The organism is Kitasatospora sp. DSM 101779 (assembly GCF_025655475.1).
Classification (GTDB): Bacteria; Actinomycetota; Actinomycetes; order Streptomycetales; family Streptomycetaceae; genus Kitasatospora.
In genome coordinates, this window is record NZ_JAHTIK010000001.1 from 8,124,606 (window position 1) to 8,151,084 (window position 26,479).

At 72.3% G+C, this 26,479-nt stretch carries 15 protein-coding genes and 2 pseudogenes; 4 read left to right on the forward strand and 13 right to left on the reverse strand.

Going from position 1 to position 26,479, the window contains the following annotated elements; genetic code table 11:
* From KSNIM_RS37265 to KSNIM_RS37300, 8 genes are all read right to left on the reverse strand, one after another.
* Positions 1–1,179, reverse strand: a 1,179-nt coding sequence (locus KSNIM_RS37265; protein WP_263107614.1) for a zinc-dependent alcohol dehydrogenase, incomplete at its 3' end; no start/stop codon positions are given.
* Positions 1,180–1,215: 36 nt separating this feature from the next.
* Entirely contained in the window at positions 1,216–3,150 is a 1,935-nt protein-coding gene (gene asnB, locus KSNIM_RS37270) for an asparagine synthase (glutamine-hydrolyzing) (protein WP_263107615.1), read from the reverse strand.
* A 3-nt stretch (positions 3,151–3,153) separates the two neighbouring features.
* On the reverse strand, positions 3,154–4,683 hold the full coding sequence (locus tag KSNIM_RS37275) for a Wzz/FepE/Etk N-terminal domain-containing protein (protein WP_263107616.1): 1,530 nt from the start codon (positions 4,681–4,683) through the stop codon (positions 3,154–3,156).
* Positions 4,680–6,077 carry a polysaccharide biosynthesis protein gene (locus tag KSNIM_RS37280; RefSeq protein WP_263107617.1) on the reverse strand — a complete coding sequence of 466 codons (1,398 nt, stop codon included), beginning with the start codon at positions 6,075–6,077 and terminating at the stop codon, positions 4,680–4,682. The genes KSNIM_RS37275 and KSNIM_RS37280 overlap by 4 nt, the downstream gene beginning before the upstream one ends.
* Positions 6,074–7,339, reverse strand: coding sequence for a glycosyltransferase family 4 protein (locus KSNIM_RS37285; protein ID WP_263107618.1), 1,266 nt, complete (start codon positions 7,337–7,339; stop codon positions 6,074–6,076). The genes KSNIM_RS37280 and KSNIM_RS37285 overlap by 4 nt, the downstream gene beginning before the upstream one ends.
* Entirely contained in the window at positions 7,329–8,645 is a 1,317-nt protein-coding gene (locus KSNIM_RS37290; RefSeq protein ID WP_263107619.1) for a nucleotide sugar dehydrogenase, read from the reverse strand. The genes KSNIM_RS37285 and KSNIM_RS37290 overlap by 11 nt, the downstream gene beginning before the upstream one ends.
* Before the next feature lie 73 nt (positions 8,646–8,718).
* Positions 8,719–10,215, reverse strand: coding sequence for a sugar transferase (locus tag KSNIM_RS37295; RefSeq protein WP_411543908.1), 1,497 nt, complete (start codon positions 10,213–10,215; stop codon positions 8,719–8,721).
* Between the two features lie 1,047 nt (positions 10,216–11,262).
* Entirely contained in the window at positions 11,263–11,553 is a 291-nt protein-coding gene (locus KSNIM_RS37300; RefSeq protein ID WP_263107621.1) for a hypothetical protein, read from the reverse strand.
* Between the two features lie 664 nt (positions 11,554–12,217).
* Here KSNIM_RS37300 and KSNIM_RS37305 point away from each other — a divergent pair.
* Together KSNIM_RS37305 and KSNIM_RS37310 are read left to right on the forward strand one after the other, a co-directional pair.
* A complete protein-coding gene (locus KSNIM_RS37305) occupies positions 12,218–13,762 on the forward strand; it encodes an FMN-binding glutamate synthase family protein (RefSeq protein WP_263107622.1) in 1,545 nt (514 codons plus the stop codon).
* Between the two features lie 777 nt (positions 13,763–14,539).
* Positions 14,540–15,232 carry an ester cyclase gene (locus KSNIM_RS37310; RefSeq protein WP_263107623.1) on the forward strand — a complete coding sequence of 231 codons (693 nt, stop codon included), beginning with the start codon at positions 14,540–14,542 and terminating at the stop codon, positions 15,230–15,232.
* 540 nt (positions 15,233–15,772) lie between these two features.
* Here KSNIM_RS37310 and KSNIM_RS37315 read toward each other — a convergent pair.
* From KSNIM_RS37315 to KSNIM_RS37320, 3 genes and pseudogenes are all read right to left on the reverse strand, one after another.
* Entirely contained in the window at positions 15,773–16,123 is a 351-nt protein-coding gene (locus KSNIM_RS37315) for a zinc ribbon domain-containing protein YjdM (RefSeq protein WP_263107624.1), read from the reverse strand.
* A gap of 853 nt (positions 16,124–16,976) precedes the next feature.
* Positions 16,977–17,710, reverse strand: a pseudogene (locus KSNIM_RS39560) (serine/threonine-protein kinase).
* Positions 17,711–17,873: 163 nt separating this feature from the next.
* A complete protein-coding gene (locus KSNIM_RS37320; protein ID WP_263107625.1) occupies positions 17,874–21,953 on the reverse strand; it encodes a Pls/PosA family non-ribosomal peptide synthetase in 4,080 nt (1,359 codons plus the stop codon).
* A gap of 826 nt (positions 21,954–22,779) precedes the next feature.
* Here KSNIM_RS37320 and KSNIM_RS39565 point away from each other — a divergent pair.
* Positions 22,780–22,923: pseudogene (locus KSNIM_RS39565) on the forward strand (IS630 family transposase); the annotation flags it as partial.
* Between the two features lie 763 nt (positions 22,924–23,686).
* Here the strand turns inward: KSNIM_RS39565 and KSNIM_RS37325 are convergent.
* Entirely contained in the window at positions 23,687–24,424 is a 738-nt protein-coding gene (locus tag KSNIM_RS37325; protein WP_263107626.1) for a class F sortase, read from the reverse strand.
* 93 nt (positions 24,425–24,517) lie between these two features.
* Positions 24,518–25,225 carry a hypothetical protein gene (locus KSNIM_RS37330; protein ID WP_263107627.1) on the reverse strand — a complete coding sequence of 236 codons (708 nt, stop codon included), beginning with the start codon at positions 25,223–25,225 and terminating at the stop codon, positions 24,518–24,520.
* Between the two features lie 496 nt (positions 25,226–25,721).
* On the opposite strand from KSNIM_RS37330, the gene KSNIM_RS37335 reads away from it, so the two are divergent.
* A complete protein-coding gene (locus KSNIM_RS37335; RefSeq protein ID WP_263108250.1) occupies positions 25,722–26,207 on the forward strand; it encodes a hypothetical protein in 486 nt (161 codons plus the stop codon).
* Positions 26,208–26,479 lie beyond the last annotated feature (272 nt).

Below are 26,479 nucleotides of genomic sequence, written 5' to 3' on the forward strand. Positions count from 1 at the left end.
GCGCCGGACCGCGGGCACCGCCACCGCCGGGGCCTGCGCCGTCCCCCCGCCCGGGGCGTCGGGGTAGCGGAACAGCACCGCCACGGCCTTCAACTCACCGTCCTTCAGGCGCCGGTACGTCTCGACGGCGTCGTCGAAGTCGGCGACGTGGGAGATCAGGGGTTCAACGTCGACCCGGCCGCGGGCCATGAGGTCGAGAAAGCACGCCAGGTTGCGGCGCTCCGTCCAGCGCACGTAGCCGATCGGGTAGTCCCGCCCCTCCAGCTCGTACTCCGGGTCGTAACGCCCTGGGCCGTACGAACGGGAGAACCGGACGTCGAGCTCCTTCTCGTAGTAGGCGTTCCACGGCAGGTCGAGGCGGCACTTGCCGATGTCGACGACCCGGCCACGGTCCCGGCTCAACCGGGCGGCCAGCTCGACGGGCTGGTTGCTGCCGCCGCCGGCGGCCAGGTACACCTGGTCCACACCGTGACCGCCGGTGAGCTCGGCGACGGCGGCCTCCACGGCCGCGGACCCGGGATCGCCGGCGGCCGCGGCACCCAGGCGCTCGGCGAGCTCGCAGCGCACCGGGTCGGGGTCGGCCCCGACGACGCGGACCCCCGCGGCGGCGAGGAGTTGGACCACCAGCTGGCCGATCAGCCCGAGGCCGACGACCAGCGCCACCTCGCCGAGCTGCGGCTCGCCCTGCCGCACGCCCTGCAGGGCGATCGAGCCGACGGTGCCGAAGGCCGCGTGCCGCGGCGCCAGGCCGTCAGGAACCGGCGTGTAGAGGTTCTTCGGCACCCAGTTCAGCTCGGCGTGCAGCGCGTGCTCGTTGCCGGCGCAGGCCACCAGGTCGCCGACCTTCACGTCGTCGACCCCGGCACCGACCTCCTCGACAACCCCGCACAGGGAGTAGCCCAGCGGCGTGTAGGAGTCCAGCTTGCCCATCACCTTGCGGTAGGTGGCGGGCAGCCCGTTGGTGGCCACGCTCTGCATGACCTTGGCCACCTGGTCCGGACGGGAGCGGGCCTTGCCCAGCATCGACATGCCGGCCTCGGACACCTTCATGAGCTCGGTTCCGGTGGATATCAGCGAGAAGACGCTGCGGACCAGTACACCGCCGGGCTTGCACCCCGGCACCGGCACGTCGAGCACCGCCAGCTCGCCGCTCTTGTAGTTCTGCACAACCTGCTTCACCGGAAGTCCCCTCGTTCCTCTGCCGTCAAGTGAGCGCTACGCCGTCAACCGGGCGCTGTGGCCGGAGCCGGAGGTCGCGCCGCGGTACCAGTACTCCAGGGTCAGCACGTGCCACAGGTGCTTGGAGTAGTCCTGCTGCCCGGCGGCGTCCGCAGCGACCATGCGCGCGAGCGCGTCGCGGCGCAGGAGCCCGGAGCCGACGAGCACGCCGTCGTTCACCACCTCGCGCACCAGCGGCGCCAGGTCCCGGCTCATCCACGCCCGCAGGGGGGCGCTGAACAGGCCCTTGGGCCGGTACACGATCTCCCGGGGCAGGACCGATGCGGCCGCCTCCTTGAGGACGGCCTTCCCCTGCCGTCCGACGATCTTGCGGTCGCCGGGCACGGCGAACGCCGCCCTGACGACCTCGACGTCCACGTACGGCACCCGCACCTCGGTGGACGCGGCCATGCTCGACCGGTCCGTGTACGCGAGGTTCAGGCCCGGCAGGAACATCCGGGCGTCACCCAGGCACATCCGGTTGACGAAGTCGTCGAGCTCGTTGTCCTGGTAGGTGTCCGCGTGCTCGGTCAGCACGTCCTCGACCGTCCCGGCCAGGTCCGGGTCGACCAGGGCGAGCAGTTCGTCCCGGTCGTACATGGTGTAGCTGCGCCGGAACGCGGTCTCCTCCGGCAGCTCGGCGAAGGAGAGGAACCTCTTCGCGAACCGCACCGACCGGAACCCCCGGCTGGCCGTGGCGACCGGCAGCCGGTCCACGACCGCGGACAGGCCGCGCCGCAGGGGCCGCGGGACGCGCTGGTAGCGCAGCGCGAGCCGGTTGGCCAGGTGCTTGCGGTAGCCGGCGAACAGTTCGTCGGCCCCCATCCCCGAGAGCATCACCTTGACCCCGGCCTCCCGGGCGGCCGAGCAGATCAGGAAGGTGTTGATCGCGGCGGGGTCGCCGATCGGCTCGTCCAGGTGGTACGTCATCCGCGGCAGCAGGTCGAGCACGTCCGGAGCGATCTCGATCTCGTGCAGGTCGACGCCGAACCGCTCGGCCACCTGCCGGGCGTAGCGGAGGTCGTCCGGCATCGCCTCGAACCTGGCGTCCTCGGCGCGGAACCCGATCGTGTAGGCGGAGATCCCGGGCCGCTCGCGGGCCGCGAGCGCGGTCAGGTAGCTGGAGTCCAGGCCGCCGGAGAGGAAGGTCGCCACCGGCACGTCCGCGAGCAGGTGACGCCTCGTCGACTCCTCGACGATCGCGGCGAGGTCCGGCAGCTCGCCGCCGAGAGCCCGCTCCCGGCCCTCGGCGGCGACGTCCCGCAGGTGCCAGAACCGGCCGCGGTCCACCCGCCCGTCGGGCCGGCACCGGAGCCAGCTCCCCGGCGGAAGCTTCTCCGCCTCGCGGAACGCGCACCGTGAGTCCGGCACCCAGTAGTACAGCAGTGAGGCCACCAGCGCCGCGGGGTCCACCTCCAGCGACCCGCCGGTGGCGGCGGCCAGCGCCTTCAGCTCGGAGGCGAACACCAGGCCCTCGCCGCGCCGGACCAGGAACAGCGGCTTGATCCCGAGCTGGTCGCGGGCGAGCACCAGCTCGCCGGTCCGCTCGTCGAAGATCCCGAACGCGAACATGCCGCGCAGCCGGGGCAGGCAGTCCGTGCCCCAGCGCCGCCAGGCCTCCAGCAACACCTCGGTGTCGGACGTGCCGCGGAAGCGCACCCCGCTGGCCGCCAGTTCGGCACGCAGCTCGGGCGCGTTGTACAGCTCGCCGTTGTACGTCAGGACGAGGCCCTCCGAGGCCATCGGCTGGGCGCCGGTCCCGGACAGGTCGACGATGGCCAGTCGCCGGTGCCCCAGGTGCACCTCGCCGTCACCGACGGGGTGGCCGTACCGGCCCGCGCCGTCGGGACCGCGGTGCGCGAGGGTCTCGGTGAGCAGGTCGGTCACGACCTTCCCGTCCGGCCATCGGTACGTACCCGCGATGCCACACATGTCCTACCGCACCTCCTGGTCACTGTCCGGGACCCTCGCGGTCCGCATCGTCGTCGGTCCCGTCCGCCGCCGGCCCGTGCCGGTGTCCCGGGTCGGCCGCTCGTACCGGCCGCGCGTCGCGGTGAACGGCCCGTCCCACAGCGTGCCGTCGGTCCGGTCGCGCGGATCCGGGTCGATCAGCACCACACCGATCACCGGGATGTCCTGGTCCGCGAGCTGCCGCGCCACGGTGTGCAGCCACGCGGTGCTGCCGTGCCCAGCACGCACCACGAGCACGGTCCGGGTGCCGAGGTACCGGAGCTGGGTCCACGTCGTACCGGGCGACACCGAGCCGACGCCGAGCCGACGCCCCTGGCCCGCCCCGGCCGTCGCACGCTCGCCGCCGACCACGGTCGGCTCTCCCGGCTGCGAGCCGCGCTTGGCGAACCGCGGGCCGGGCAGCTCGTCGACGAGAGCCACCGGCCCCTCGTCCCCCAGTGCCCCGGCGAGATCCAGGGCGATCGCGCCGGTGCTGCGCGCGCAGCCCAGTTCCAGCAGCGACACCGCCTCGGCGGAACCGCGCACGGTGCGGGCCAGGGTCGTGGCGAGCCTCGCCCGTGCCGCCCGGGTCCGTCGGCCCTGCCACCGCCCGGCCGGCCGGCGGGGCACCCGGCGCAGCTCCGCGATGACCGGGGCGCCGAGGTTCGCCGCGATGTCCCGGCGCAGCACGGGGCGGTCCGCCACCACCGTGCCGACCGCGGCCACCGCCAGCCCGAGGACGAGCCCGAGGACGAGTCCGATCGCGGCGTCGGTGGCGGCGGTCCCGGTCAGGGACTGCCGCACCGGGCGCGGGGCGTCCACGATCTGCGTGGCGGCGACGAGCCCGGGCGTGCCGACCCGCGCCTCCGCCGCGCGCTGGCCGAAGTCGGTGATCCGCGCGGTGAGTTCGGCCCGGCTGGCGAAGAGCGACTCCAGGCTCGCCGACGCCTTCGGCCCGCTCTGCTGCGAACCGTCGCCGATCGTCCGGTTGACCTGGGCGAGTTCCTCCTGCAGGCGGTCCCGCTGGTCGAGCAGGGCCTTGGCCTGGGCGTCCGCGGCTTCCTGGATCCGTCGCACGTGGTCCGCGACGAACGCGTCGGCGAGCGCCTTGGCCCGGGCCACCGCCTCCCCCTCACTGTGACCCGTCACGGTGATCTGCAGCACGTTGTTGGTGAGGCCGATGCCCCCGTAGTCCTTCATGAGGTCCTCCGGTCTCTCCGAGGACCCGAGGGACTGCAGGGCCCTGCCGGCGATCCCCGTGGTCTGCAGCAGGGCGACGTCGGTGCGGATCAGCGTTCCGGGGTCGTTCGGCTGGTCCGCCTGGTGCGCGACCAGCACCTTGACCAGCGCGGTCGGCGGCGGCGGCCGCAGGACGGCCAGCGCAGCGCCGACCAGCAGCCCGAGCAGCGCCGTCGCGCACCAGAAACGGCGCCGCCTGCGCACTGCGACCACCAGCGCCTGCAGGTCCACCAGCGGCGCGGCGGCCGACGACTCCGATGTCGTACTCGTCGTCACCCCGCGGCGCTCCTCGTGTCGCCGCCGGCCGCGAGCACCGGCGTGGCGCCGTCCGGATCACGGCCGGCGGACCGTCCCGGACGGGCCCGGACCACGTCGGCGACGACGGTGCCGACGATCTCGTGCCTGGCGTCCGCACACGCCTCCGCGATACCGGCGAGCTCCGCCGCCGTCCAGCAGCCCGCACTGAGCACGACCAGCGCGCCGGACTCGTCGTCGCGGTCCGGCACCAGCGGCCGGGACACCGAGACCCCCACCACCCGCAGCTCGGGGTATCCCCTGCTCGAAGAGCTTGGGGAAGGACCGCCCTCCGCCTCGGCGACGAGCTGCCCGGCTGCCCGGCCGGCCATCTCGTCCCCGTCCGGGACGATGACCAACAGCGGCCGGGGCTCCGGCAGCCGGTCCCGGAGGCGGTCGCAGACCCGCCGGAAGCGGAGCTGCCGACCGGCCTCGTCGCCGGGAGCGTGCCGGGTCGGCAGGTCCCACCGGACGTCGGTGCCCAGCAGCCGGCGGATCAGGGCCCGCGGGCCACGGCCCTCCGGCCGGTGGGCGGACCGTTCACCCGGCACATCGACGGTGCCGAGGAGCACCGAGCCCAGCGCCGCGGCGATCTCCGGTTCGGTGCGCAGTCGGCGGCTCATCCGTGCGGCGGTGAGATGGCCGACGACCCCGAGCACGAGGAACAGCGCCGCCCCGCCCGCGACGAGCTGCATCCTCGTCGGCGGTGCCTCCCCCGTCGGTCGGGCCGCAGGCCCCATGACGACCAGGTTGACCGTCCTGGTGGCGGCCGGGTCGACCTGGTCCAGCTTCTTGACGGCGTCCTGCAGCGCGGTGCGCAGCTTCACGAGCTCCGTGCGGGTCTGCACGCTCTCCACGCTCTGCCCCGAGCCGGCCGCGTCGGCCAGGTCGGTGATGCGGCGGCCGGCCTGCTCCACCAACTGCCGCAGTGCCTCGGGCTGCGCCGCTTCGGCGGCGGTGCCGTCGCCCGAGTACCGCGCGGCGAACGTGACGAACTCCTGGGCCACCTGATCGGAGAGCTGTTGCGCGCGCTCCGGGGTGTCGGCCGTACCCGAGATCTTGATGATGTTCCCGTCCGCGGCCGTGGCGCTCACCCGGTCCCGCAGCTCGTCGCCGCCGGCCCCGGACCAGGCGAGCGCGGCGGCCACGCGGTCGAGCACCACCGAACTGGTGGCAATCTGCGTCTGGGTCGTCAACTCGCGCTCCTGCCACGCCCCCGGCAGCAGGACCGAGGCCGACGTCGTGTAGCGCGGCGGAAACAGCAGGGAACTGCCGTAGCCGACGAACGCTCCCAGCACCGCGAGGACCGCGAGGAGCCGCCAGCGCCGACGGAAGATCTGACCGACCGTCACCAGGCGTATCGCTTCGTCGCTCAACGGCGCGGCCTCTTCCCGGCCCGGCCCCGGCCGCCCGCCGACACCGGGGCGTGGTCACGGCAGGCAGCGGCGTAGGCGGCGAGCAGCGAGGCCTGCGAGTTCCGCCAGGCGAGCGGCCCGTTGATCCGCTCCTGGCCGGCCTTGCCCATCAAGACCCGCTTCTCCGGATCGTCCAGCAGCAGTGCGACGAGTTCGGCGAATCGGGCCTCGTCGTTGGCGGGCGCGTAGACGGCGGCGTCACCGGCGGAGACCCGCGCCTCGCGGAGGTCGAAGGAGACGATCGGCCGGCCCATCACCATGTACTCCAGGACCTTGTTCATGGTCGACACGTCGTTGAGCGGATTGCGCGGGTCGGGGGAGAGGCACACGTCCGCGGTGGACAGGTACCGCACCAGGTCGGCGTCCGGAACGCGCCCGGTGAACTCCACTTGCTCCGAGAGCCCGAGCCGCCGGGACAGCTCCACCATCGCGTCGAAGGTGTCGCCACCGCCGACGAACACCGCGTGCCAGTCGGTCCGCCCGAACTCGTCGCGAAGCTTCGCGAGGGCCCGCAGGGCGTAGTCGACGCCGTCCTGAGGCCCCATCACGCCGAGGTAGCACAGCAGATGGGGCTTGCCGCGCTTCAGCTCCGGCTCGGGCGGCACCGGCCGGAACCGCCCGGTGTCGGGCGCGCTGCGCACCACGAAGACGTCGTCCGGGCGCCGGCCGCCACGGCGCAGTGCGACGTCCCGGTAGCTCTCGTTCGTGGCGAGCACGACGTCCGCGGCCCGGTAGGTCAGCCGTTCCAGCGCGCACACGCCGCGGTAGAGCAGATCCTCACCGCGGTCGAACCGGGAGAGGTACAGCTCGGGTACCAGGTCGTGCTGGTCGAATACGAACCGGGCGCCGCGCCGCTTCAACCACAGGGCCGGCAGGAACAGCAGGTCGGGCGGATTGCAGGCGTGGACCACGTCCACCGGGCCGACCCTGCGGGCCAGCCGGGCCGTGTGCCACAACGCGGATCCGTACTCCCGCAGGTAGCCGGCCGGCCCTCCGGTGGCCGCGCGCAACGGGTACCGGTGGATCCGCACCCCGTCGATCACCGCCTCCGACTCGGTGTCCCGCTTGCTGCCCCGCGGGCAGATGACGTCCACCGTCCAGCCCGCGTCGCGAAGCGTCGTGCACTCCTGCCACACCCGTCGGTCGAACGGCACCGACAGGTTCTCCACCAGGATCAGCGCACGACGGCCCCGCCCGTCGCCGCCCGTTGTGTCACCAGGCAAGGCCCGCGTACCCCGGCTCGGTCCGGCGCGCCTCGGCGTCGGGAAGGCGGACGAGGTCGACGATCACCGGGCTGCCACCGTGGGGCAACGCCGACAGCACGGCCGGGTCGCTGGTCCCCACCACGCACACCTCGGCATGGTCGAGCACCTCGTCGACGGACTCCGCGAGCAGCTGCGCGAGGTGCGGCAGCCGGGTCTCGATGTACTCGCGGTTCGCGCCGAGCAGCCGGGAGAGGCTCACGTTGGGGTCGTGGATCCGCAGGTCGTAGCCCTTGCCGAAGAGCCTCTCCGCCAGTTCGACGAGCGGGCTCTCGCGGAGGTCGTCGGTGCCCGGCTTGAAGGACAGGCCGAACAGGCCCACCCGACGCTTGCCGGTGCGCTCGACCAGCTCCACCGCGCGCTGCAGATGGTCGGAGTTGGAGGGCAGCACATGGGAGAGGATGGGCACCGAGACGTTGGCCCGCCGCGCCGCGTGGACCAGGCCCCGCAGGTCCTTGGGCAGGCAGGAGCCACCGAAGGCGAAGCCGGGCCGCAGGTAGGCGGGGCTGATGTTCAGCTTGCGGTCGGCCAGGAACACGTCGATCACCTGGTGCGAGTCCACCCCGAGCGCCCGGCACACCGCGCCCAGCTCGTTCGCGAAGCCGATCTTGAGCCCGTGGAAGGCGTTGTCCGCGTACTTGATCGCCTCGGCCGTCGGGACCGGCACCCGGAACACCTCGCCGGGCAGTCCGTCGTACAGCGCCGCGACGACGTCGCCGCTCGCCGGGTCGAGCTCGCCGATGACGGTCTTGGGCGGGTCGAAGAAGTCCCGCACGCTCGTGCCCTCGCGCAGGAACTCAGGGTTGACCGCGACCCCGAAGTCCACCCCGGCCGTGCCGCCGACGTACTTCTCCAGGATCGGTACCAGCAGGTCCAGGCAGGTGCCCGGGAGCATGGTGCTGCGGAACACGACGGTCTGCCGCCCACCCCGCTCGGCCACCGCGGCACCGATCTGCTCGGTGACCCGCTCCAGGTAGGTGGTGCACAGGCTGCCGTCGGGCTCCGACGGCGTGCCCACGCAGACCAGCGACACCTCACTGCCCATGATCGCCTCGCGGACGTCGCCGGTGGCGCGCAACGCTCCGGCCCGCACGACCTCGGCGATCAGCTCGCCGATCCGCTCCTCGACCACCGGGGCCCTGCCCTCGTTGACCAGGTCGACCTTCACCTGGTTCACGTCCACCCCGATGACCTCGTGACCCATCCTGGCCAGGCACGCGGCCGACACACAGCCCACGTAGCCCAGCCCCAGGACACTGACCCTCATGACCCGTTCCTCCCCTCAAGCAGGCCCTTACGGCCGGCCGGCCGCGCGCCGATCGGACGACGCCCCCCACGCATCAGTAGGCCCCCTGTCCCTGGAGCACCGCACGCAGCGTCTTCCACAAGATCACCGTGTCCAGGGCGAGCGACCAGTCCTCCACGTACCGCAGGTCCAGCCGGACCGCCTCCTCCCACGGCAGGTCGCTGCGCCCGCTGATCTGCCACAGGCCCGTGAGCCCGGGCTTGACGAGCAGTCGCCGCCGGATGTCCGGGCCGTACGCGGCGGACTCCTCCGGCAGCGGAGGCCGCGGACCGACGAGCGACATCGAGCCGGTGAGCACGTTGAGCAGCTGCGGGAGCTCGTCGATCGAGTACCGGCGAAGCACTCCTCCCACCCGGGTCACGCGTGGATCCCGGCGGAGCTTGAACAGCAGGCCGGCGCCCTCGTTGCGGTCGGCCAGCTCGGCACGTGCCCTGTCGGCCCCGGCGACCATGGTGCGGAACTTGACCAGGGTGAACTGGCGGCCGTCCTTGCCGACTCTGTGCTGTCGGTAGAAGGCCCCGCCCCGACTGTCCACCAGCACGAGCAGCCCGACGACCACCATCAGCGGCGCGAACAGGACCAGCAGGACCGCGGCACCCAGCCGGTCGACGACCTCCTTGACCACCCGGCGGCCCCCGGTGAAGGTCGGCATGCTGACCCGCAGCATCGGGATCCCGAGCACCGCGTCGACGTGCAGCCGCGGGCCGGCCACCTCCATCAGCACGGGGGCCACGACCATCTCGGCATCGCCGCCCTCGAGGTTCCAGGCCAGGCGCTGCAGCCGGTCCGGTGACCAGTACGAATCCGGTGTGACCGCAACGACCCGGTAGCCGTCGCGGCGGACGTGGTTGGCGACGTCCGTCAGCCGGCCGACGACCGGCACGCCGTCCAACCGGCCACCCTCGTAGCCGAGACCGTGCGGCGTACACACCGCCTCGACCCGCCAGCCGATGTGCGGGAACTTGCGGGTCCGGGCGATCAGGTCGCGCACGGTGGCCGGGCTCCCGGCGGCGAGCACCGGGCGCAGGCACCGGCCCTCGTTCCGCTGCTTGTGCAGCCACAGGCGCAGCAGATACCGCTCGGTCATGGTGACGAGCGTGATCGCCGGGATTGCGACGAAGATCCAGAGCTTGATGTTGTGCGAGGTGAGGGCGATCCCGCCGAGCGCCAGTACGACGGCCGCCGTGAACAGCGAGCGTCCGAGCCGCCGGAATTCCTCGGCGCCCTGACCGAGCACGGCCGCAGCCCACGACCGGGTCGTCGCGAGCGCTGCCAGCACCAACAGCTCGGTGCCGAAGGCGAGAATTCCCCATTTCTCGTGCCAGTTGGCCGCGTCCCGAATCCCGAAGAAGCGGCCTATCGCCGCCACCACGAAGGCGGTGGCCACGATATCGCTGATGATGACGGCAAGGCGGTACCGCTGCTCCCAGTCACTCTCGGGCCGGCTGATCCTCCCGTTCGTCCGACGTCCCCGCGCCGGTGGAAACGGACTGATCAATTCTCCTTGCCCCTGCTTGACGGCCCCTTCCAGGTCGGCAGTGGGTTCGACGTGTTCGCTCCACACGGTTCCTCCCCCCGGGAGGCTTGCGCCTCCCGCACGGTTCCTCCCCTCGGGAGGCCCCCGCCTCCCGTTCCGTGCTGTTCCCACCTCTCAATAGGCCCCGCCCCCCGCATGGCAAACCGGCTACCGCATTGCTTCGTGAACATCCCACCCGGACGCCGGCAGGCTCGTATGTCCCGCCGGAGTCCCGAGGTGCATGGGAAACCGTCGTCGCCGGACCTATGGATCGTTAGTGCGCATCGCGTCCAACTGTGCGAAGCGACAATCAATCTAGAGCATCGGGACGCCCGGCGGGGGCGATGTGTGAAACGCGTGCTCGATATTTGAACTTGATCTACGGAACGGTTGTCGCGTGGGTTTATTGAGAAATAGGACATGTATTGTGACGTGTGATGCGGGAGTTAAGGACCCGGTCCGAGGCGGCGCAGCCGGAGGTCGGTCGCACCTCACGCGGCCAGCGCCTGGCGGAGCATGGCCCGGGTTTCTGCCAGCCCTTCCGGATCTGCCCTCCTGGTCAACGGGCTCGTCCGCCGGGTGGCGTGGGCGCCGGGTTCGGCTGCGCGGTGCAGCAGCGGAGCGCCATGCCGTCGCTGCTGCCGAGGCGGCTCGGGTGGCTGCCGCGGAGGTGGCCGACGAGCGACTCGTGTCGAATTTGCTGCGATGTCCGACGCGCTGGACCGGGACAGGGCGACCCGTCACCACCGGCGCCGGAGCGAGGGGAGCGCACCGTCATGACGGACGACCGGGCGGGCCACGGCGCCGGCCGGGGGCAGCGGCAGGGGAGGGGCGGACCAGGCCGGCGAGGTGCACTTCCCGCCGGTCGAGTACGGCCTGGGACCACCTCGTCAGCGTGGTCGAGCACCCGCAGGGCGAGCCTCCGCGCTCCTCCGGCAGCACGGCGGGCGACCCGCAGCCGCCCGTCCTCGTTCCCGGCGCCCGGCCGCCGGCCGCCGGGTGCCGGGTGCGCCGCCCCGCGTCCGCATCGGCGACCGGGAGCCGCGGGCCGTTCGCCGCCGGTCAGTTGACGTGGAATCCGACGGACGGTCCGTTGCCCTGGTACTCCCCGGCCCGGGTGTACTCGGTGGTGCTGATGGAGAACGTCTGGCCCGCGAAGTGGGCGTAGAAGTCGGGGCGGGGCAGTGACAGCCGCGCGGTGAAGCGCCCCTCGCCGTCGGTGCCGGTCTCACCCATCCGGCTCGCGTGGAAGACGAACCTCACCGTCCCGTTGCGGATGAATCCGGAGCCGGTGAGGGTGACGGTCGTACGCGTCGATCCGCTCCGGGGGCTGATGGCGAGCGTCTTGGGCACGTCTCGCGGTTCCTCGGCCTCCCCGCCCGGGTGGCCACCGGACCCGGCGGACGAGCCCGTTGACCAGGAGAGTGGTCGCAGGACCGCACGGCTGCACTGGCGCGGCTCCTGACGTGGCATCGACGCACGGCCGACGAGGCGGCCGACCTGCTCCACGACCCTCGCCGAGCGGGCGGCAGGCTGGCCGATGCCCGTCCCGGCACGTCCACCGCGCCCGTTTGCATCGCGGTGCCCCATCCTGCCGGCGGCGCTGGAGTGGTTCGACCGGGAGCATGCCCTGCTGGCGGCGGTCGCCGGCCGCGCCGGGCAGGTGGCTATCCATCGCCCGGCATCTGCCCGTTCCCTCTGGAGCTTCTCCTTCCTACGCCACCGTCACCGCCGCCTGCTGCCCGCAGAGACCCGGCATGAGGACGGGTCGTGTGGCAGGCAGGGTGTGGCCGGGGGCGCTCAGGCAAAGCCCCGAGGCGAGGTGGCGAAGTGCCGCTCGACCGGGGCAGCGGCGGCCGGGCGAAGCCCCCGCTGCGGGCTGGCGGTGGGTGGTCGAGTGGGACTCCGGGCACCAAGCCGCCGGCGCCGAGCCCTGACCGCATGTCGATTCGTGCGGCCCTCTAGCATCAGCACCATCGCACGACGACGGAGCTGTGCACATCGAGGGGGAACGCCTGTGAATGCCCGGAAGATCGGCGCGGCCGCTGCGACAGCGGTGGCGGTTTTGGCTGTCCGCGACCTTGTGCAGAAGAGGCACGCGCTGCTGCGGAACTTCCCGGTGGTCGGGCATGCCCGGTACCTGTTGGAGCGGATCGGGCCGGAGCTGCGGCAGTACATCGTTGCCTCCAACGAGGAGGAGCGCCCGTTCAGCCGTGACCAGCGGACCTGGATCTACGCCTCGGCGAAGGAGGAGAACAACTACTTCGGGTTCGGTACCGAGGTGGATGTGGAGCACGTCCAGGGGCACGCGTACCTGAAGCAGCGGACGTTCGCCGGCCCGCTGCCCGACGTGCACGACCCGCAGGCCCTGCTGCCCTCGGCGAAGGTGCTGGGCGGGCCGCGCGGGCGGGCGAAGGCGTTCCGGCCGGCGAGCGTGGTGAACATATCGGCGATGAGCTTCGGGTCGCTGTCGGGTGCGGCCATCACGGCGCTCAACGAGGGCGCGGCGCTGGCCGGCGCGCTGCACAACACGGGCGAGGGCGGCCTCTCCCCGTACCACCGCAACGGCGGTGACCTGGTCCTCCAGCTCGGCACCTCGTACTTCGGCTGCCGTGACGCGGACGGCAGCTTCAACCTCGACAAGCTCAAGGACGTGGTCGCCGGCGCGCCGGTGAAGGCGATCGAGATCAAGCTCTCGCAGGGTGCCAAGCCGGGGTTGGGCGGGATGCTGCCGGGGGCGAAGGTGACCCCGGAGATCGCCGCGATCCGCGGCATTCCGGCCGGGCAGGACTGCGCGTCGCCGTCGCGGCACAGCGCGTTCGGTGACGTGGACTCGATGCTGGACTTCGTCGAGCTGGTCGCCGCCGAGACCGGGCTGCCGGTCGGGGTGAAGAGCGCGGTGGGGGAGATGGGCTTTTGGCAGGAGCTGGCCGCGCTGATGGCACGCGGTGACCGCGGGGTGGACTTCGTGACCGTCGACGGCGGTGAGGGTGGCACGGGGGCGGCGCCGCGGATGTTCGCGGACTCGGTGTCGCTGCCGTTCCGGATGGGCTTCTCGCGGGTGTACGGCACCTTCGCCGAGCTGGGGCTGACCGACGAACTGACCTTCATCGGCTCGGGCAAGCTCGGCCTGCCGGAGAACGCCGCGGTCGCGTTCGCCTTGGGTGTCGACATGATCAACGTGGCCCGTGAGGCGATGCTGTCGATCGGCTGCATCCAGGCGCAGAAGTGCCACACCGACAAGTGCCCGACGGGCATCGCGACCCAGAACCCGTGGCTGGCCCGCGGTCTCGATCCGGCTTCGAAGTCGACCCGGGCCGCGGTCTACCTGCGTACCCTGCGCCGGGAGCTGATGAAGGTGTCGGCGGCGGTCGGCGTCGCGCACCCGGCGCTGATCACGGCCGACGACGTCGAGATCATGAACGGCGACTACGAGGCCCGCACGCTGGCCGGCGTCTACGGCTACAAGGACGGCTGGGGATCGCTCGGCCAGGAGCTCGCCGGGGAGATCACGGCGCTTCTCACCATCGGGCCGAACTCGTCCCGGAGCCACCCTGTCTGACGCGTCGACCGGAACGGTCCAAGGCCCGATGTGCGGCCCGCACCCTTGCTTGTGCGGGCCGCACTCTCGCGACTGGTCAGACCCAGGCCCCTTTCCTTCCGATCATCGAGCGGCCAGACGAAGAGGTGGATCGAGGCGGCTTCCAGCTCCTCGTACGGTGCGTGGCCGGCTGTGAGCGCGGCGTTTTGGCGTGCCCACGGGCGGGGAACCGGCGCGCTGGTGGGGGCGCCGGGGTTCGGGCTCATCAGTCGTGCTCCTCCGACGAGCTCGATGCGGTGGCGAGTGTCCTTGGGCAGGGCCAGGACGTCGTCGACGGTCCATGGCCCCGAGCGAGTCTGGCCAGCCACCGAGCAGCAAGTGGGGAAATTCAAAGATCCTCATCAGGCGCTTCCGCTCCCACCTCTACGCACGCCATGTCCTTGCCCGCATGGCCGGCTGTCTCACCGACGAGGGCACCCCCTGGCCCGGCCGGCTGTGGGAGATAGGGTCCGTCCTCGCCCTGGAGGATCCGTGGGAGGCCGGCCACTGGCAGGCACACAACGTGCTCTCGTCCACCGCTTCCGGCCGGCAGCGCGCCGAGCTCCGCACTGTCATCGGCCCGGACCGCGGCTCCGGCCACGGTCGGAACCGCCAGTGCGACGGCCGCCGGACAGCTCGGCGGTGGAGCGGCGTCGGCATCGCCCCCCTCGCATCGAAGGCGGCCCGCCGCCACCCGGGGCAGAGTGGAGCCAGCACGCCCGGTGGGTGAGGCCACCGGCGCGAGACCCGGAGGTCACAATGACGTTCGTGCAGATCGTCGAGTGCCGCACGGAGCGGCCGGACGAGCTCAACCAGCTGATGGACACCTGGATCGAGCAGACCCAGGGCAAGCGCACCGCCACCCACACCATGGTCGGCTCCGACCGCGAGGACGACCGGCACATCGTGGAGATCGTCGAGTTCCCCTCGTACGAGGCGGCGATGCGCAACTCCGGCCTGCCGGAGACCGACCGGATCTTCCGGGAGATGGTGGCCCTGTGCCAGGAGCCGCCCACCTTCACCAACCTCGACCTGGTCCGCGACGAGCAGCTCCTGAAGTCCGCGGCCCGCCGACTGCTGATGGAACCCGCGGCCGGCGACATGACCGTCATCGACGAACTCGTCGCACCGGACTACCGCGACCACGACCCGTCCATGGACGCCGACACGGTCGGCCCGGCGGCCGTCAAGGAGATGATCGAGGGCTACCGCCGCGCGTTCGACTTCACCTTCGACATCCAGAGCCAGATCGCCGAGGGGGACCAGGTCGTCACCCGCTGGATGTGGCGCGGCACCCACATCGGCGAGTACATGGGTATGCCTGCCAGCAACAAGATCATCGAGGCCGCCGGGATGACGATCTGGCGGTTCGAGGATGGCATGGCCAAGGAAGGCTGGTGGAGCTGGGACGCCGTCGCCATGATGCGGCAGATGGGCATGATGCCCGGCTGACCGGAGCCACCCCACCCGCCTGGCCGGGAGCAGCAGGCGCAGCAGGTGAAGCGCAGCCCGGCGAGGCTCCTGACCGGCGCCGCCTCGCGCGCCCTCTCACCTACCTCTTCCTGCGGATGGAAGGTGTGGAGGACGCGGTCGCTGTCGTGGTGTGCCGCACGTCCGTCAACGTCGGCATGCTGTTCGCCCGGGCCAGGCGGGTCGCGAAGCACCACGGTCACATCTGATGCGCCGGCCGTGCCCTGCGTTTCCCGGTCACAAGGCCGGGGACCGCAGGGGCGCGGCCGAGATCCCGCGAGGCACGGCCCGGCGCGCACGCCCGTGGCATTGCCGAGATGTGGACAGCGGCCGGGCGCCGAGGAGGCGGTGCCCGTGCGTCGCGGACCGCGGCATCGCGTCCGCGGTGACGCGCACGCACGGGGGCCGCCTCGGCGCTTCACCGCCAAGGCGGGCCCCGGGACAGGAGCAACCGGTCCGCGCACGACCCCATGGCGCCGCCGGCGGATGAAGCAGGCTCGACCGCGGCAGCCCATGCGGGTGTCAGGCCTTCTTGACCACGCTCGACTTGAGCTGCATGGCGCCGAAGCCGTCGATCCGGCAGTCGATGTCGTGCCCGTCCACGCCGTCGACCAGGCGGATGTTGCGGACCTTGGTCCCCGCCTTGATGCCCGAGGCGCTGCCCTTGACCTTGAGCGCCTTGACGACCGTCACGGTGTCGCCGTCGCTCAGCACGTTGCCGACCGCGTCCCTGACCACCCGGTCGCCGGAGGCCTCCGTGTCGCCTTCGGCGGCAGCCCACTCGTGTCCGCACTCGGGGCACACCACCAGTGCGTCCATCGCGTAGGTGTACTCGCTCGAGCACTTCGGACACGGGGGCAGATTCTCGCTCATGAACCCGATCTTCCCTGTCTGTCGCACTATCCCGGGGGAAACAGCGCGGGCCCGCTGCACCCCCATAGCGCTGCGAGCCCGCTCCGGCGGCACCACCAGGAAGCCACCGACACAACAAGTTTATCAGTTGAAAAACTCTGCAAGTCTTGCACCGCGGCAGCCCGGGCGCCACAGCCCAGAACGCGGCCACCGCCCCGATCTGAGAGCTGGTGGTGGGCGGGTCTGGACGCGCCCGCCCCGGCCGGCCGAACAGGTGCCCGCCGCGCCGTGCCATGGCTTCATTGAACGAGCCGGCCGTCCAGCGGGCTGCAGTCGACGAGACCGGCGCCGAGGCCTTCCCCGACTTGGACGGGATCCGCCGGCGGTGGCGGACCGGGCCTTCAACCCGTGAGGGCTGAGCACTGTCGGCGGTGCTGACGGCCGGACGCCCCTGCGTGGGCGGCACAGCTCTGCGGTTCCTCGCCGACTGTCTCGGGCGCAGCCGGCTGCCGAGCGACGGGGGCGAACCGGTGTTCCGGTCCGCAGTGCCGCAGGCGGCGATCGCGTCGTACCCGGAACACGTCATCGGCCCTGGGCAGCGGTGTCCGGGCAGAGGATTGCGCTCGGCCGGTGGCTACCGGGCTCGTCCCGGTCATGCCATGACTGAAGCGGTTCGGCAGTCTCGCGCTCGAGTAGCCAGGCAGCCGCAGCTGCCAGTCCTCCCGTCGCTTCAAGCGGGCAGTCGAAGGAAGCGGTCCTCTGCTCGATCATGTGGCCGCCGCAGTCCTCCACCTGGGTCTTCGCGAGGTCGTGGGGCAGGGAGCGAGGGACGGAAGGCGGGCGGACGGGCGGTGCAGGCGTGCCGCAGCTGCCTCTATGGGGGCCCGGTGTACTCGCGGTTGCCGGTCAGGCACTCGATCAGCAGGAGGCCCAGGGCGTAGACGTCGGCTGCCGCCAGGGCACCCTGGCCGCGGATCTGTTCCGGGGCCAGGTAGGCCGGGGTGCCGATGACCAGGCCGGTGCCGGTGAGTGCCTCGTCACCGGGGGCGGCTGCTTCGTCGAGGAGGCGGGCGGCGCCGAAGTCGGCCAGCCTGGCGCGGCCGTCGCTGCCGACCAGGACATTGGAGGGTTTGACGTCCCGATGGACGACCCGTGGGAGTGCACGTGCGCCAGCGCCGTGGCCAGTTCGCGTCCGAGCCGACGGACTCGGTCGGCGTGCATCGGCGCGGCCCGCAGCAGTGCGGCCAGTGCGGGGCCCCGCAGCAGTTCCAGGGCGAGGTAGGGCCGGTCCGCCACGACCCCGTAGGCGTAGACCTCGATCAGGCCCGGGTGGCGGAGCCGCGCCAGCAGTCGTGCCTCCGTGCCGAAGCGCCGGGCGGTGTCCGCACTCGCGCCGGGCCGGAAGACCTTGAGGGCCACCTCGCGGTTCAACCGCTCGTCCACAGCGCGCAGGACATCGGCCCCGCCACCCCGGCCCAACACCGAACACACTCGGTATCGCTGCGCGAACAGTGTCGTCGCGGTAGTGCTTCCGGCGGTCACGGTCGTGCCGGTCTCCCGATGCCGGAGGTCACTGGCTGTCTGCGCACCGATGGGATGCGTGCGCACCGCCGCCTACCCGCGATTCCCGGGAACACGCTCCTCCGTGCGACGAAACCCTTCGGTCCGGAGGAGCGTGCGTGTCGGTCGGTTGCCGGTGCCCGTTTCGGATCGCCGCAGACCGCGCTGCCCGGCTCCCCGCCCACCGGCCCGGAGGGCCGCCGCTCCGTGGTCAGGGAAGCTCCCGGTGGCGGACTTGAGCAGGGCGGCGGTGATCGCGTCGCCAGTGGCGATGCCCGGGCTGGTGGCGCGCACCAGGGGAGAGGCGGAGCGGCCGGCCGCCGCGTCCGCGGCCGCGATCAGGCCCATGCAGGTGGCGAGGGCGGGGACCCGCGGGTTCGGCGTGCTCGGTGGGCCAGACGGCGATCGGGTTGCCCAGCCAGCGGGTGCCGGAGGGGACCTCCTCGCCGCGCATGACGAGTGAGGCCGGACCAATCGTGGTGCCCGGTCCGACGGTGGTACCCGGCAGAACGATCGAGTGCGGACCGGCGGTGGCGCCGGCCTGGAGCCGGACGGCGTCCAGACGCATGACCCGGTCGTGGAACAGGTGGGTCTGCAGCACCGTACCGCGGTTGACGTTCGCACCCGCCTCCACGGTGACCAGGTCGCTCTCGGGAAGCCAGTACGTCTCGCACCACACGCCGCGGCCGATGTTGGCACCGAGGCTGCGCAGCCAGAGGTTGAGGTACGGGGTGCCGAGCAAGAGCTGGCCGCCCCAGGGTACGGCGAGCTCCTCGACGAAGGTGTCGTAGAGCTCGTTTCGCCACACGAAGCTGGACCAGAGCGGGTGTTCGGCGGCCTTGAAGCGGCCGACCAGTAGCCACTTCGCGAGGGTGGTGACCAGGCAGGCGGCGAGCGAGGCACCGGCCATCACCAGCCCGGCGCCGGCCAGCGTGGGGGCGAGGCCGTCCTGGTCGCGCAGGGTCTGGAGCGCGCCGAAGACGAGGTCGGCGAGCACGGCGGTGATGACCAGCGGGATGAAGCGGCAGAGCTCCACGGCGGCCCGGGCGAATACCAGCCGCCGGGGAGGGTCGTAGGTGCGGCTCTCCTCGACGGTGTCCGCCACCCGGGGCAGGGCGATGCCGGGGCGGCCCAGCCAGGAGGAGCCGGGCTCGCTGTGCGCGGGGGCGTCGGAGAGGACGCCGACCAGCGCGTCGTCGGGGAGGGTGCGGCCGGGGCCGACGATGCCGGAGTTCCCGACGAAGGAGCGCCGCCCGACCCGCGCGGGTGCGATGCGCAGCCAACCGCCGCGCACCTCGAACGGCGCGATCAGCGTGTCGTCCGCGAGGAACGCTCCGTCGTCCACCCGTATCAGCCCGGGCAGCGCCAGCACCGTGGAGGCCTCGACGCGGCGGCCCACCCTGGCGCCGAGCAGCCGCAGCCAGACGGGCGTTAACAGGCTTGCGTAGAACGGGAAGAGCGAGCGGCGCGCGGTGTCGGACAGTCGGCTGACGGCCCATACGCACCAGGCCACCCTGCCGTGTGCCGGGTGGAAGCCCGGGCGGATCGGACGGCTGAGGACGCGGATCAGCAGGGCCACCAGCGTGGCGTAGCAGGTGAGCGTGATGGCGATCAACAGCACGGTGGAGGGCAGGAGTTGGATCAGCGCGGTGCCGAGGGTGGGGTCGGTGTCGGTCAGCGGGTAGAGGATGGCGAACGCGGGGAGGGAGGAGAGTACGGGCAGCAGGCCGAGTACCAGTAGCCCCGCACCGTAGGCGAGGTCCCAGCGGCGGTAGTGGTGGCGGTGCGGCGCGGGCCAGTCGGGGCGCGGTTCGGTGCTGGGGCGGGCCGGGGAGCCGTGCCAGTGCGCGCTGGCGGGCACGGTGCCGAGGACGCAGCTGCCGGGGGCGACGTCGGCGGCGGCACCGACGCGCGCGCCGGGCATCAGGGTGGACCGGGTGCCGACCCGGGCGCCCTCGCCGATTTCTATCGCGCCGAGGCGCAGCACGTCACCGTCCAACCACCAGCCGGCGAGGTCGACTTCGGGTTCGACGCTGCAGTCCGCGCCGAGCCGGGCGAGGCCCGTCACCGGCGGGAGAGTGTGCAGGTCGACGCCCTTGCCGACCTTGCAGCCGAGCGCCCGTGCGTAGTGCCGGGCCCAGGGGGTGCCGGTCAGGCCGACTACGCCGAAGGCAGTGGCCATGCGCTCGGCCGCCCACAGGCGCAGGTGCACGGCGCCGCCGCGCGGGTAGCTGCCGGGTCTGAGGCCGGCGGTGAGCAGCCGGGCGGCGGTGCTGCCGAGCAGCAGGCGACCGGGGGCGCTGGAGAGCAGCAGCAGGCCGGTGATGATCAGCCACCAGGGGGTGTGCGGGGTCCGCCGCAGGGTGCCGCCGGTCATGTTGTCGAGCGCGGCGAGGGTGAGCACCCAGCGCAGCCCGACGACGGTGTACAGCGCGGCCAGCACGAGCGTCTGCCAGAAACCCGCGCGCAGCGGGGTGCGGTGCACCTGGCGGTGCTCGCGCGGCCCGGTGGCGAACTCGTCGAGCCGGGCGGCGAGATCGAGCAGGGTGGGGTGGGCGTAGAGGTCCGCGACGGAGACGCCGGGGTAGCGGGCGCGCAGCGCGGAGACCAGTTTCGCAGCGGTCAGGCTGGTGCCGCCGAGGGCGAAGAAGTCCCCGTCGGCGCCGGCCGGCAGGCCGAGCAGGGCTTCCCACTGCTCGGCGAGCCAGCCGGCGGTGCCGGTGCCGGCGGCGCGCGGGCCGGTGCCCGGCTGCGGGCCGGTGGTGAGCGGCCAGGGCAGGGCGGCCCGGTCGACCTTGCCGGAGGTGCGGGTGGGCAGCTCGTCCAGCACGGCCAGGACGGGGACCAGCGACTGCGGCAGCCGTTCCAGCAGGGTGGCGCGGGCCGCGACGAGGTCGAGCTCGGTAGCGGCCTGCGGCACGAGGTAGCCGACCAGTAGCTGGCCGCCGGCCGGGGCGGTCCGCACGGCCGCGGCGGCGGCCCGGACGCCCGGCAGCGCCTGGAGCGCGGCGTCGACCTCGCCGAGCTCGATCCGCTGGCCGGCCAGCTTGACCTGCTCGTCGGCGCGGCCGACGAAGATCAGGCCTTCGGGTTCGTTGCGCACCAGGTCGCCGCTGCGGTAGACGCGTTCGGAGTGCAGGTGCGGATGGGCGGTGAACTTCTCGGCGTCCTTGGCCGCATCTAAGTAGCGCGCGGTGCCGACGCCGCCGATCAGTAGCTCGCCGGTCTCGTGCCAGCCGACCGGTCGGCCCGCGGCGTCCACGACGGCGATCTCCCAGCCGTCCAGCGGGGTGCCGATCCGCACCGGCTGCCCGGGAAGCAGCTGGGCGGCGGTGGCCACCACGGTCGTCTCGGTGGGCCCGTACGTGTTCCAGAACTCCCGGTGCGGGGCGGCCAGGCGTTCGACCAGGTCGGCCGGGCAGGCCTCGCCGCCGACGATCACCAGCCGGACGGCGTCCAGGCACTCCTCGGGCCAGAGCGCGAGGAGGGTGGGGACGGTGGAGATGACGGTGATCCCGCGTTCCACCAGCCAGGGGCCGAGGTCGGTGCCGGCCTTCACCAGGGAGCGGGGCGCGGGGACGAGGCAGGCGCCGTGCCGCCAGGCCAGCCACATCTCCTCGCAGGAGGCGTCGAAGGCGACGGACAGACCGGCCAGGACCCGGTCGCCGGGGCCGAGAGGGCGCTCGCGCAGGAAGAGCCGGGCCTCGGCGTCGACGAAGGCGGCGGCGTTGCGGTGGGTGACGGCGACGCCCTTGGGACGGCCGGTGGTGCCGGAGGTGAAGATGATCCAGGCGTCGTCGGCCGGGGTCGGCGGGGCCGGGAGGGGGCCCGGCACGGCGCCGGAGGCCGGCCGCGTGCCGGGGGCGAGCTGCCCGTCCGCCCCGACCACGGCGCTCACCTGCGCGTCCTGCCAGATCAGTGCAGCGCGCTCGTCCGGGTCGTCGGCGTCCACCGGTACGTACGCGGCCCCGACACGCAGCGCGGCCAGGATGGCGATGTAGAGGTCGGGGGTGCCGGAGGGCGCCCGGATGCCGACCCGGTCGGCCGGCCCGATGCCGTGGCCGGTCAGCCGCTCGGCGAACTCGTCGACGGCACGCAGCAGCGCGCGGTAGCCGAGCACCGTGCCACCGGCGTCCAGCGCCGGCGCGTCCGGATGGGCGTCGGCGGTGGCGGAGATGATGTCGAACAGGCTGCGGGCCGCCGGTGCCGCGGCCACCGGCCAACCGACGCCGGGGCCCGGCGAGGGTCGGCTCAGCGTGTACACACCCGCCGGGTTCTCGCGTGTTTCCATCAGGTCTCTTCCTCGATTCCATGTACTGCCGAGTACGACGCGGACAGAGCTCTCCCCTGCACGGGAATGAGGGTGCGTGCCAGTGATTACGTTCCCATTCGCCCTGGCGCGCTCCAGTGGTGACTGGATGATGGGCAGGCGAGTTCAAAGGAAATTCTCATCCGCAGTCTCGAAAGTGCCGTGCGAGGGTTTCGGCCGTGCGCGACGTCGGGCCGAATCCGCAATGGACGGCCACCAAAGAATGAGACTACTGCGCTGCGGGGTGGACTACCGGCGCGGGAATCCGAATGGGTGTACGCATTTCTTGTGCGGGTTCAGTGCGTTGGACGGCTCCGGCCGTGCGCGCGCGGGGGGCCGGGTGGAGCTCGCGATAAAGATTCGGCAAGGCGTGCCGCCGGTAGGGTGAATTCGCGTTCGTCCGCTCGGCGGAACGCCGCCGAGCAGGGCGTGGGCTGTGTGGGCGAAGGGATGTTCGACCGTTTGGCGCCGGGCGCGTAATGAAGGATGTCAGAGGCGTTCCGGCGGCGCTCCGGCATGCGGGACGCCGAGGGTCGGAGCGTGCGCCGGTTTGCGCAAGGAGACAGCGATGCTGACATTCGTGAGGTGCTGCCGGCCCGCCACCTGCCGTCTTACTGTCCCAGTCGAAGCCCTCCAAAAGCTCGGCGGGGATAGGGGATAGGGGTAGGGGATTGGGGGCAGGGGGGCAGCACAAGGCGCTCTGTGAAATTCCCTAGTGCGGTGACCGGGAAGGTTCACCGGTTGTGGCTGGGGTGTTAGTGCTCGGCCCGGGTCGGACGTCTTGGTCAACGAGAAGTCGGGAGGGGTGGTGGCGGAGCTGGTCAGGGTGCGGAGGCTGACCGATCGGGAGGCCGGCGCCTGCAGCGGATCGTGCGGCGAGGCAGCACGAGTTCTGTGCGCGATCGACGGGCGATGATGCTGCTTGGCCTCGGCCGGCGGGAACCGTGCCCCACGGGATAGCTCGGTGTCTCGCAGCGCACCGTCCAGCGCTGGCGCGCACTCGGAGGCACACGACCAACTTCTACCCGCCCAATGGTCGTTCGGACAGATCGCGACGGTAGGTCGAGTGCACTCTGCGTCCCCGCTGTCGGCAGCCCCGGGCAACACGGTGGTAGTCCACTGGCCTCAGCGCGACGAACAGCATTGCTGCGGGTGACACTTACGCCGCACATCTGGGCATAGCCGGCTCGGAGTGAGGTGCGGATCCCGGGCCGCCGCAGATCCGCTATGGCGCGCGGTTATCGGTGGCACGAGTCGAAGCACGGCGACGTGGGCTCCACGTGCAGGTGCGGCCCGGCGGCCAGAGCCATCGTCCAGGGCTCGTGCTCGCCGACCGTGGACCCGACGACGACTGAACTGCCGGCAGTGGCGACGAGGCAGATACTCGGCCGGCTGGCGACATCGATGGTGCGGGTCCGGGGCGTCCTGGACGAGGGCTGCAAGGCTGGTGGTGGTCGGACGGACTTCCCGGAGCGCGGGTGCCGCCGCTTCGCCACCGGCCGGGTCCCGTAGAGGGTGGCCCGGCCGCGTGGGGGGACGGGGACGGCCGGGTTGGCCCGGCATCCTAGCCGCGCCGCTCCGCGTCGAGCGCCGCCGTCCGGCCGCTGCGCCGTGCCCGGATCCCGCGCGGGCCCGCAGGACTGCCTCGACCGGCCCATCTGCGTCCTCATCGAGGCCACCAGGAGCTGACTGCCGCACTGCCGCGGGCTGCGCCGCTACCGGACGGCGGAGAGTGTTGCGTAGACCACGATGTTGTTCTCGTATCCGCCGGCCTTGGTGTAGCCGCCGCCGCAGGTGATCACCCGGAGCTCGGGCAGGCCGGAGTTCCCGTAGACCTTCTGGTCGGGGAAGTCCTTCTTCGCATAGGACTCGACGGCGTCGACGGTGAACACCGCCGTCCGGCCGTCGGTGCGGTCGACCGCGATGGTGCTGCCTTTGGTGAGGGCGCCGAGCAGGAAGAAGACCGCAGGCCCGGAGCGGGTGTCCACGTGGCCGGTGATGACGGCCGTGCCGGTCGACCCGGGGCTGGGGCCGCCGCCGTACCAGCCGGCGAGGCGGGGGTTGTCCGGGGGAGGCGGCTGCAGGGCGCCTGCCGCGTCGAGGTCCAGCTTCGCCAGGGGGGCGTCCACACCGATGGCGGGGATGCGGACGCCGGCAGGATCGGACGGCGGCAGGGGACGGACCTGCGTAGACGCGGCCGACCCGTCGGCACCTGAAGCGGCACCCGAGGCGGCAGCAGTCGCCGGAGCCCCGGCGGGCGGGGCGGAGGTGGGTGCGGCCGGGGCGGGGAGGCCGGGCGTGGGGAAGGCCTGGGCCGGGGAGGGCTGCGGCGGTCGTTCGGCGTGGGCGCCGTGGCCCACCAGCCAGCTGCCGATCGCGAGCGCACATACCACCAGGACGGTCGAAGGCGCGGTCGAGCGTTTGGGAAGCGGGGTGCGGTGCGCGGCGTCCATACAGGTCAGGCCCCTGTTCGCGTACGTGGGCGGGATGCGCCCGGCGCCCCGGGCGATGACGTCCGGGGCGCCGGTGCGACGGCGGCGGGCCGTTCAGAGCCGCGCGGCACCGAGACGGCGGCGGATCTTGACGGCACCGCCGGCCACGGCGCCGGCCAGCAGCACACCGCCCAGTGCGACCTGGCTGCCGTCGGCGTCCGCTGCGCCGCCGAAACCGGCCGCGACCGCACCGCTCGGGTGGGGGTAGTTGTCCGCTGCGCCGCCGGAACCGGCCGCGGCCGCGTCGCTCGGGTGCGGGTTGTTGTCCGCTGCGCCGCCGGAACCGGCCGCGGCCGCGTCGCTAGGGTGGGGGTAGTTGTCCGCTGCGCCGCCGGGACCGGCCGCGGCCGCGTCGCTCGGGTGGGGGTAGTTGTCCGCTGCGCCGCCGGGACCGGCCGCGGCCGCGTCGCTCGGGCGGGGCGTGATCGTGAGCGTGCCCGTCATCTGGATCCGCGGCGGACACTTCACCGTGATTCCGATGTCGCCGGGCGCGGCGTCCTCCGGCACCTGGAACGTCCCGACCAGAGTGCCCTTCTGGTCGCCCGCGAGGAGGTTGATCTGGTCGGTCAAATCGGAGAAGGCCTTGCCGTACGTCACGTCCGGCCCGCAGGCCGTCGTGCTGATGGTGACGGTCTGGCCTGGGCTTGCGCTCCGGGGGCTGATGGTGAAGCCGGAGTCCTCTGCCGCGGCAGAGGGCACGGCCAGGGCGAGGGCGCCCAGGGCCAGGGCTGCGGAACCGGTGACGACGCGTGAAATGTGCATAGGTGTTTTCCTCCGAGCGGGCACGCGGCCGGGCTGTCCAGCGCCTCTTCCGTGCCCTGTGCCCGAGGAAACCGACAGGTCGTCAGCCCCGCAACCTGACGGACTGCCACCTACGCCGTTTGGTCGGGCGTGGCGCGGTGACCCTGCCGCCGTCTGCGCAGGTGAGCGCAGGGAGCCGGGGAGCGGCCGGAAACCGGAGGACGGACCGGCCGACCGAAGGAGACCACCCGATGTCCCCACCCCCAACGTGCCCTGCCAGGTCCGCAGACTCAAGGAGGAGGTGGACAGGTTGTTCTCGAGGGCGGACCTCACCCCGGGTGGCCCGGGCGACGAGCTGAAGCCGTTTTACTGTCCGGGCTGGCCCGACAGGCTGATTTAGTGCCAGGTCACTTCCAGGTGCGCACCTGGGGCGCGACGCCACGCGGGGGGTGCCTCTATGGGGTTCGTCAAGGAAATCGGGCTGCGGTCGGGTGGCGTTGGCGGGCAGCATGGCGGGATGCCGGATCTGCTGTGGGACGACGTCAAGGACTTCTTCGACCCTGACCTGATGGGAGCTCTGCCGGACGTGTCTGTGGAAGGCACTTCGGTTGACGACTGGCAGGCCGTGTTCGACCTGGTCCGGTCGAGCGGTTGGGCGTGGGAGTACTTGGAGGGCCGCGTCGCGGTGCCGCTGCCTCCCGCAGCGGAGGTTTTGTCGCGTCCAGCCGACTCCGAAACGGTCAATCTGCAGGTCTGGCCGACTTCGGGCGTGCTGGCGATCTTCCGCCCGATGTCTGCGGAGGAGATCGACTTCGATGTCGACCTTCGCGAGCTGCAGGGCCAGGCGGGAGTGGACATCCTGTGCCGGTTCCTGGCGGCGGTTGGTCGTCGGCTGGGCAAGCGGGTGGTGATGACTGCCGAAGGCGACTTCGGGAACCGGGTGCTCGGGTTCGATCCCACGGTCGACCGCGTGGTGCTGATGGCGGACCCGCAGCTCAGCTGACCGCTTCGGCGGGCCGGGGTTCATAGAAGGTCCCGTCGCGGAGCATGGCGAGCTCGACCGCCGACAACCCGTGCCGCCTCAGGCCGACCCCTGAGGAACCGGCGCCTGGGCGTCCAGCGCCGTCCGCCCGGCATCGGTCAGGCTGCAGAAGCGGCAGCGAAATCCGCCCGCTCCACCGCCACGAGCCCGGCCCATCGGCTCGCGGCGCAGCGCACCGGGCAGTTGTCCGTGTAGCTTGAGCCCTCCTGCTCCGCGGCACCACCGAACCGATC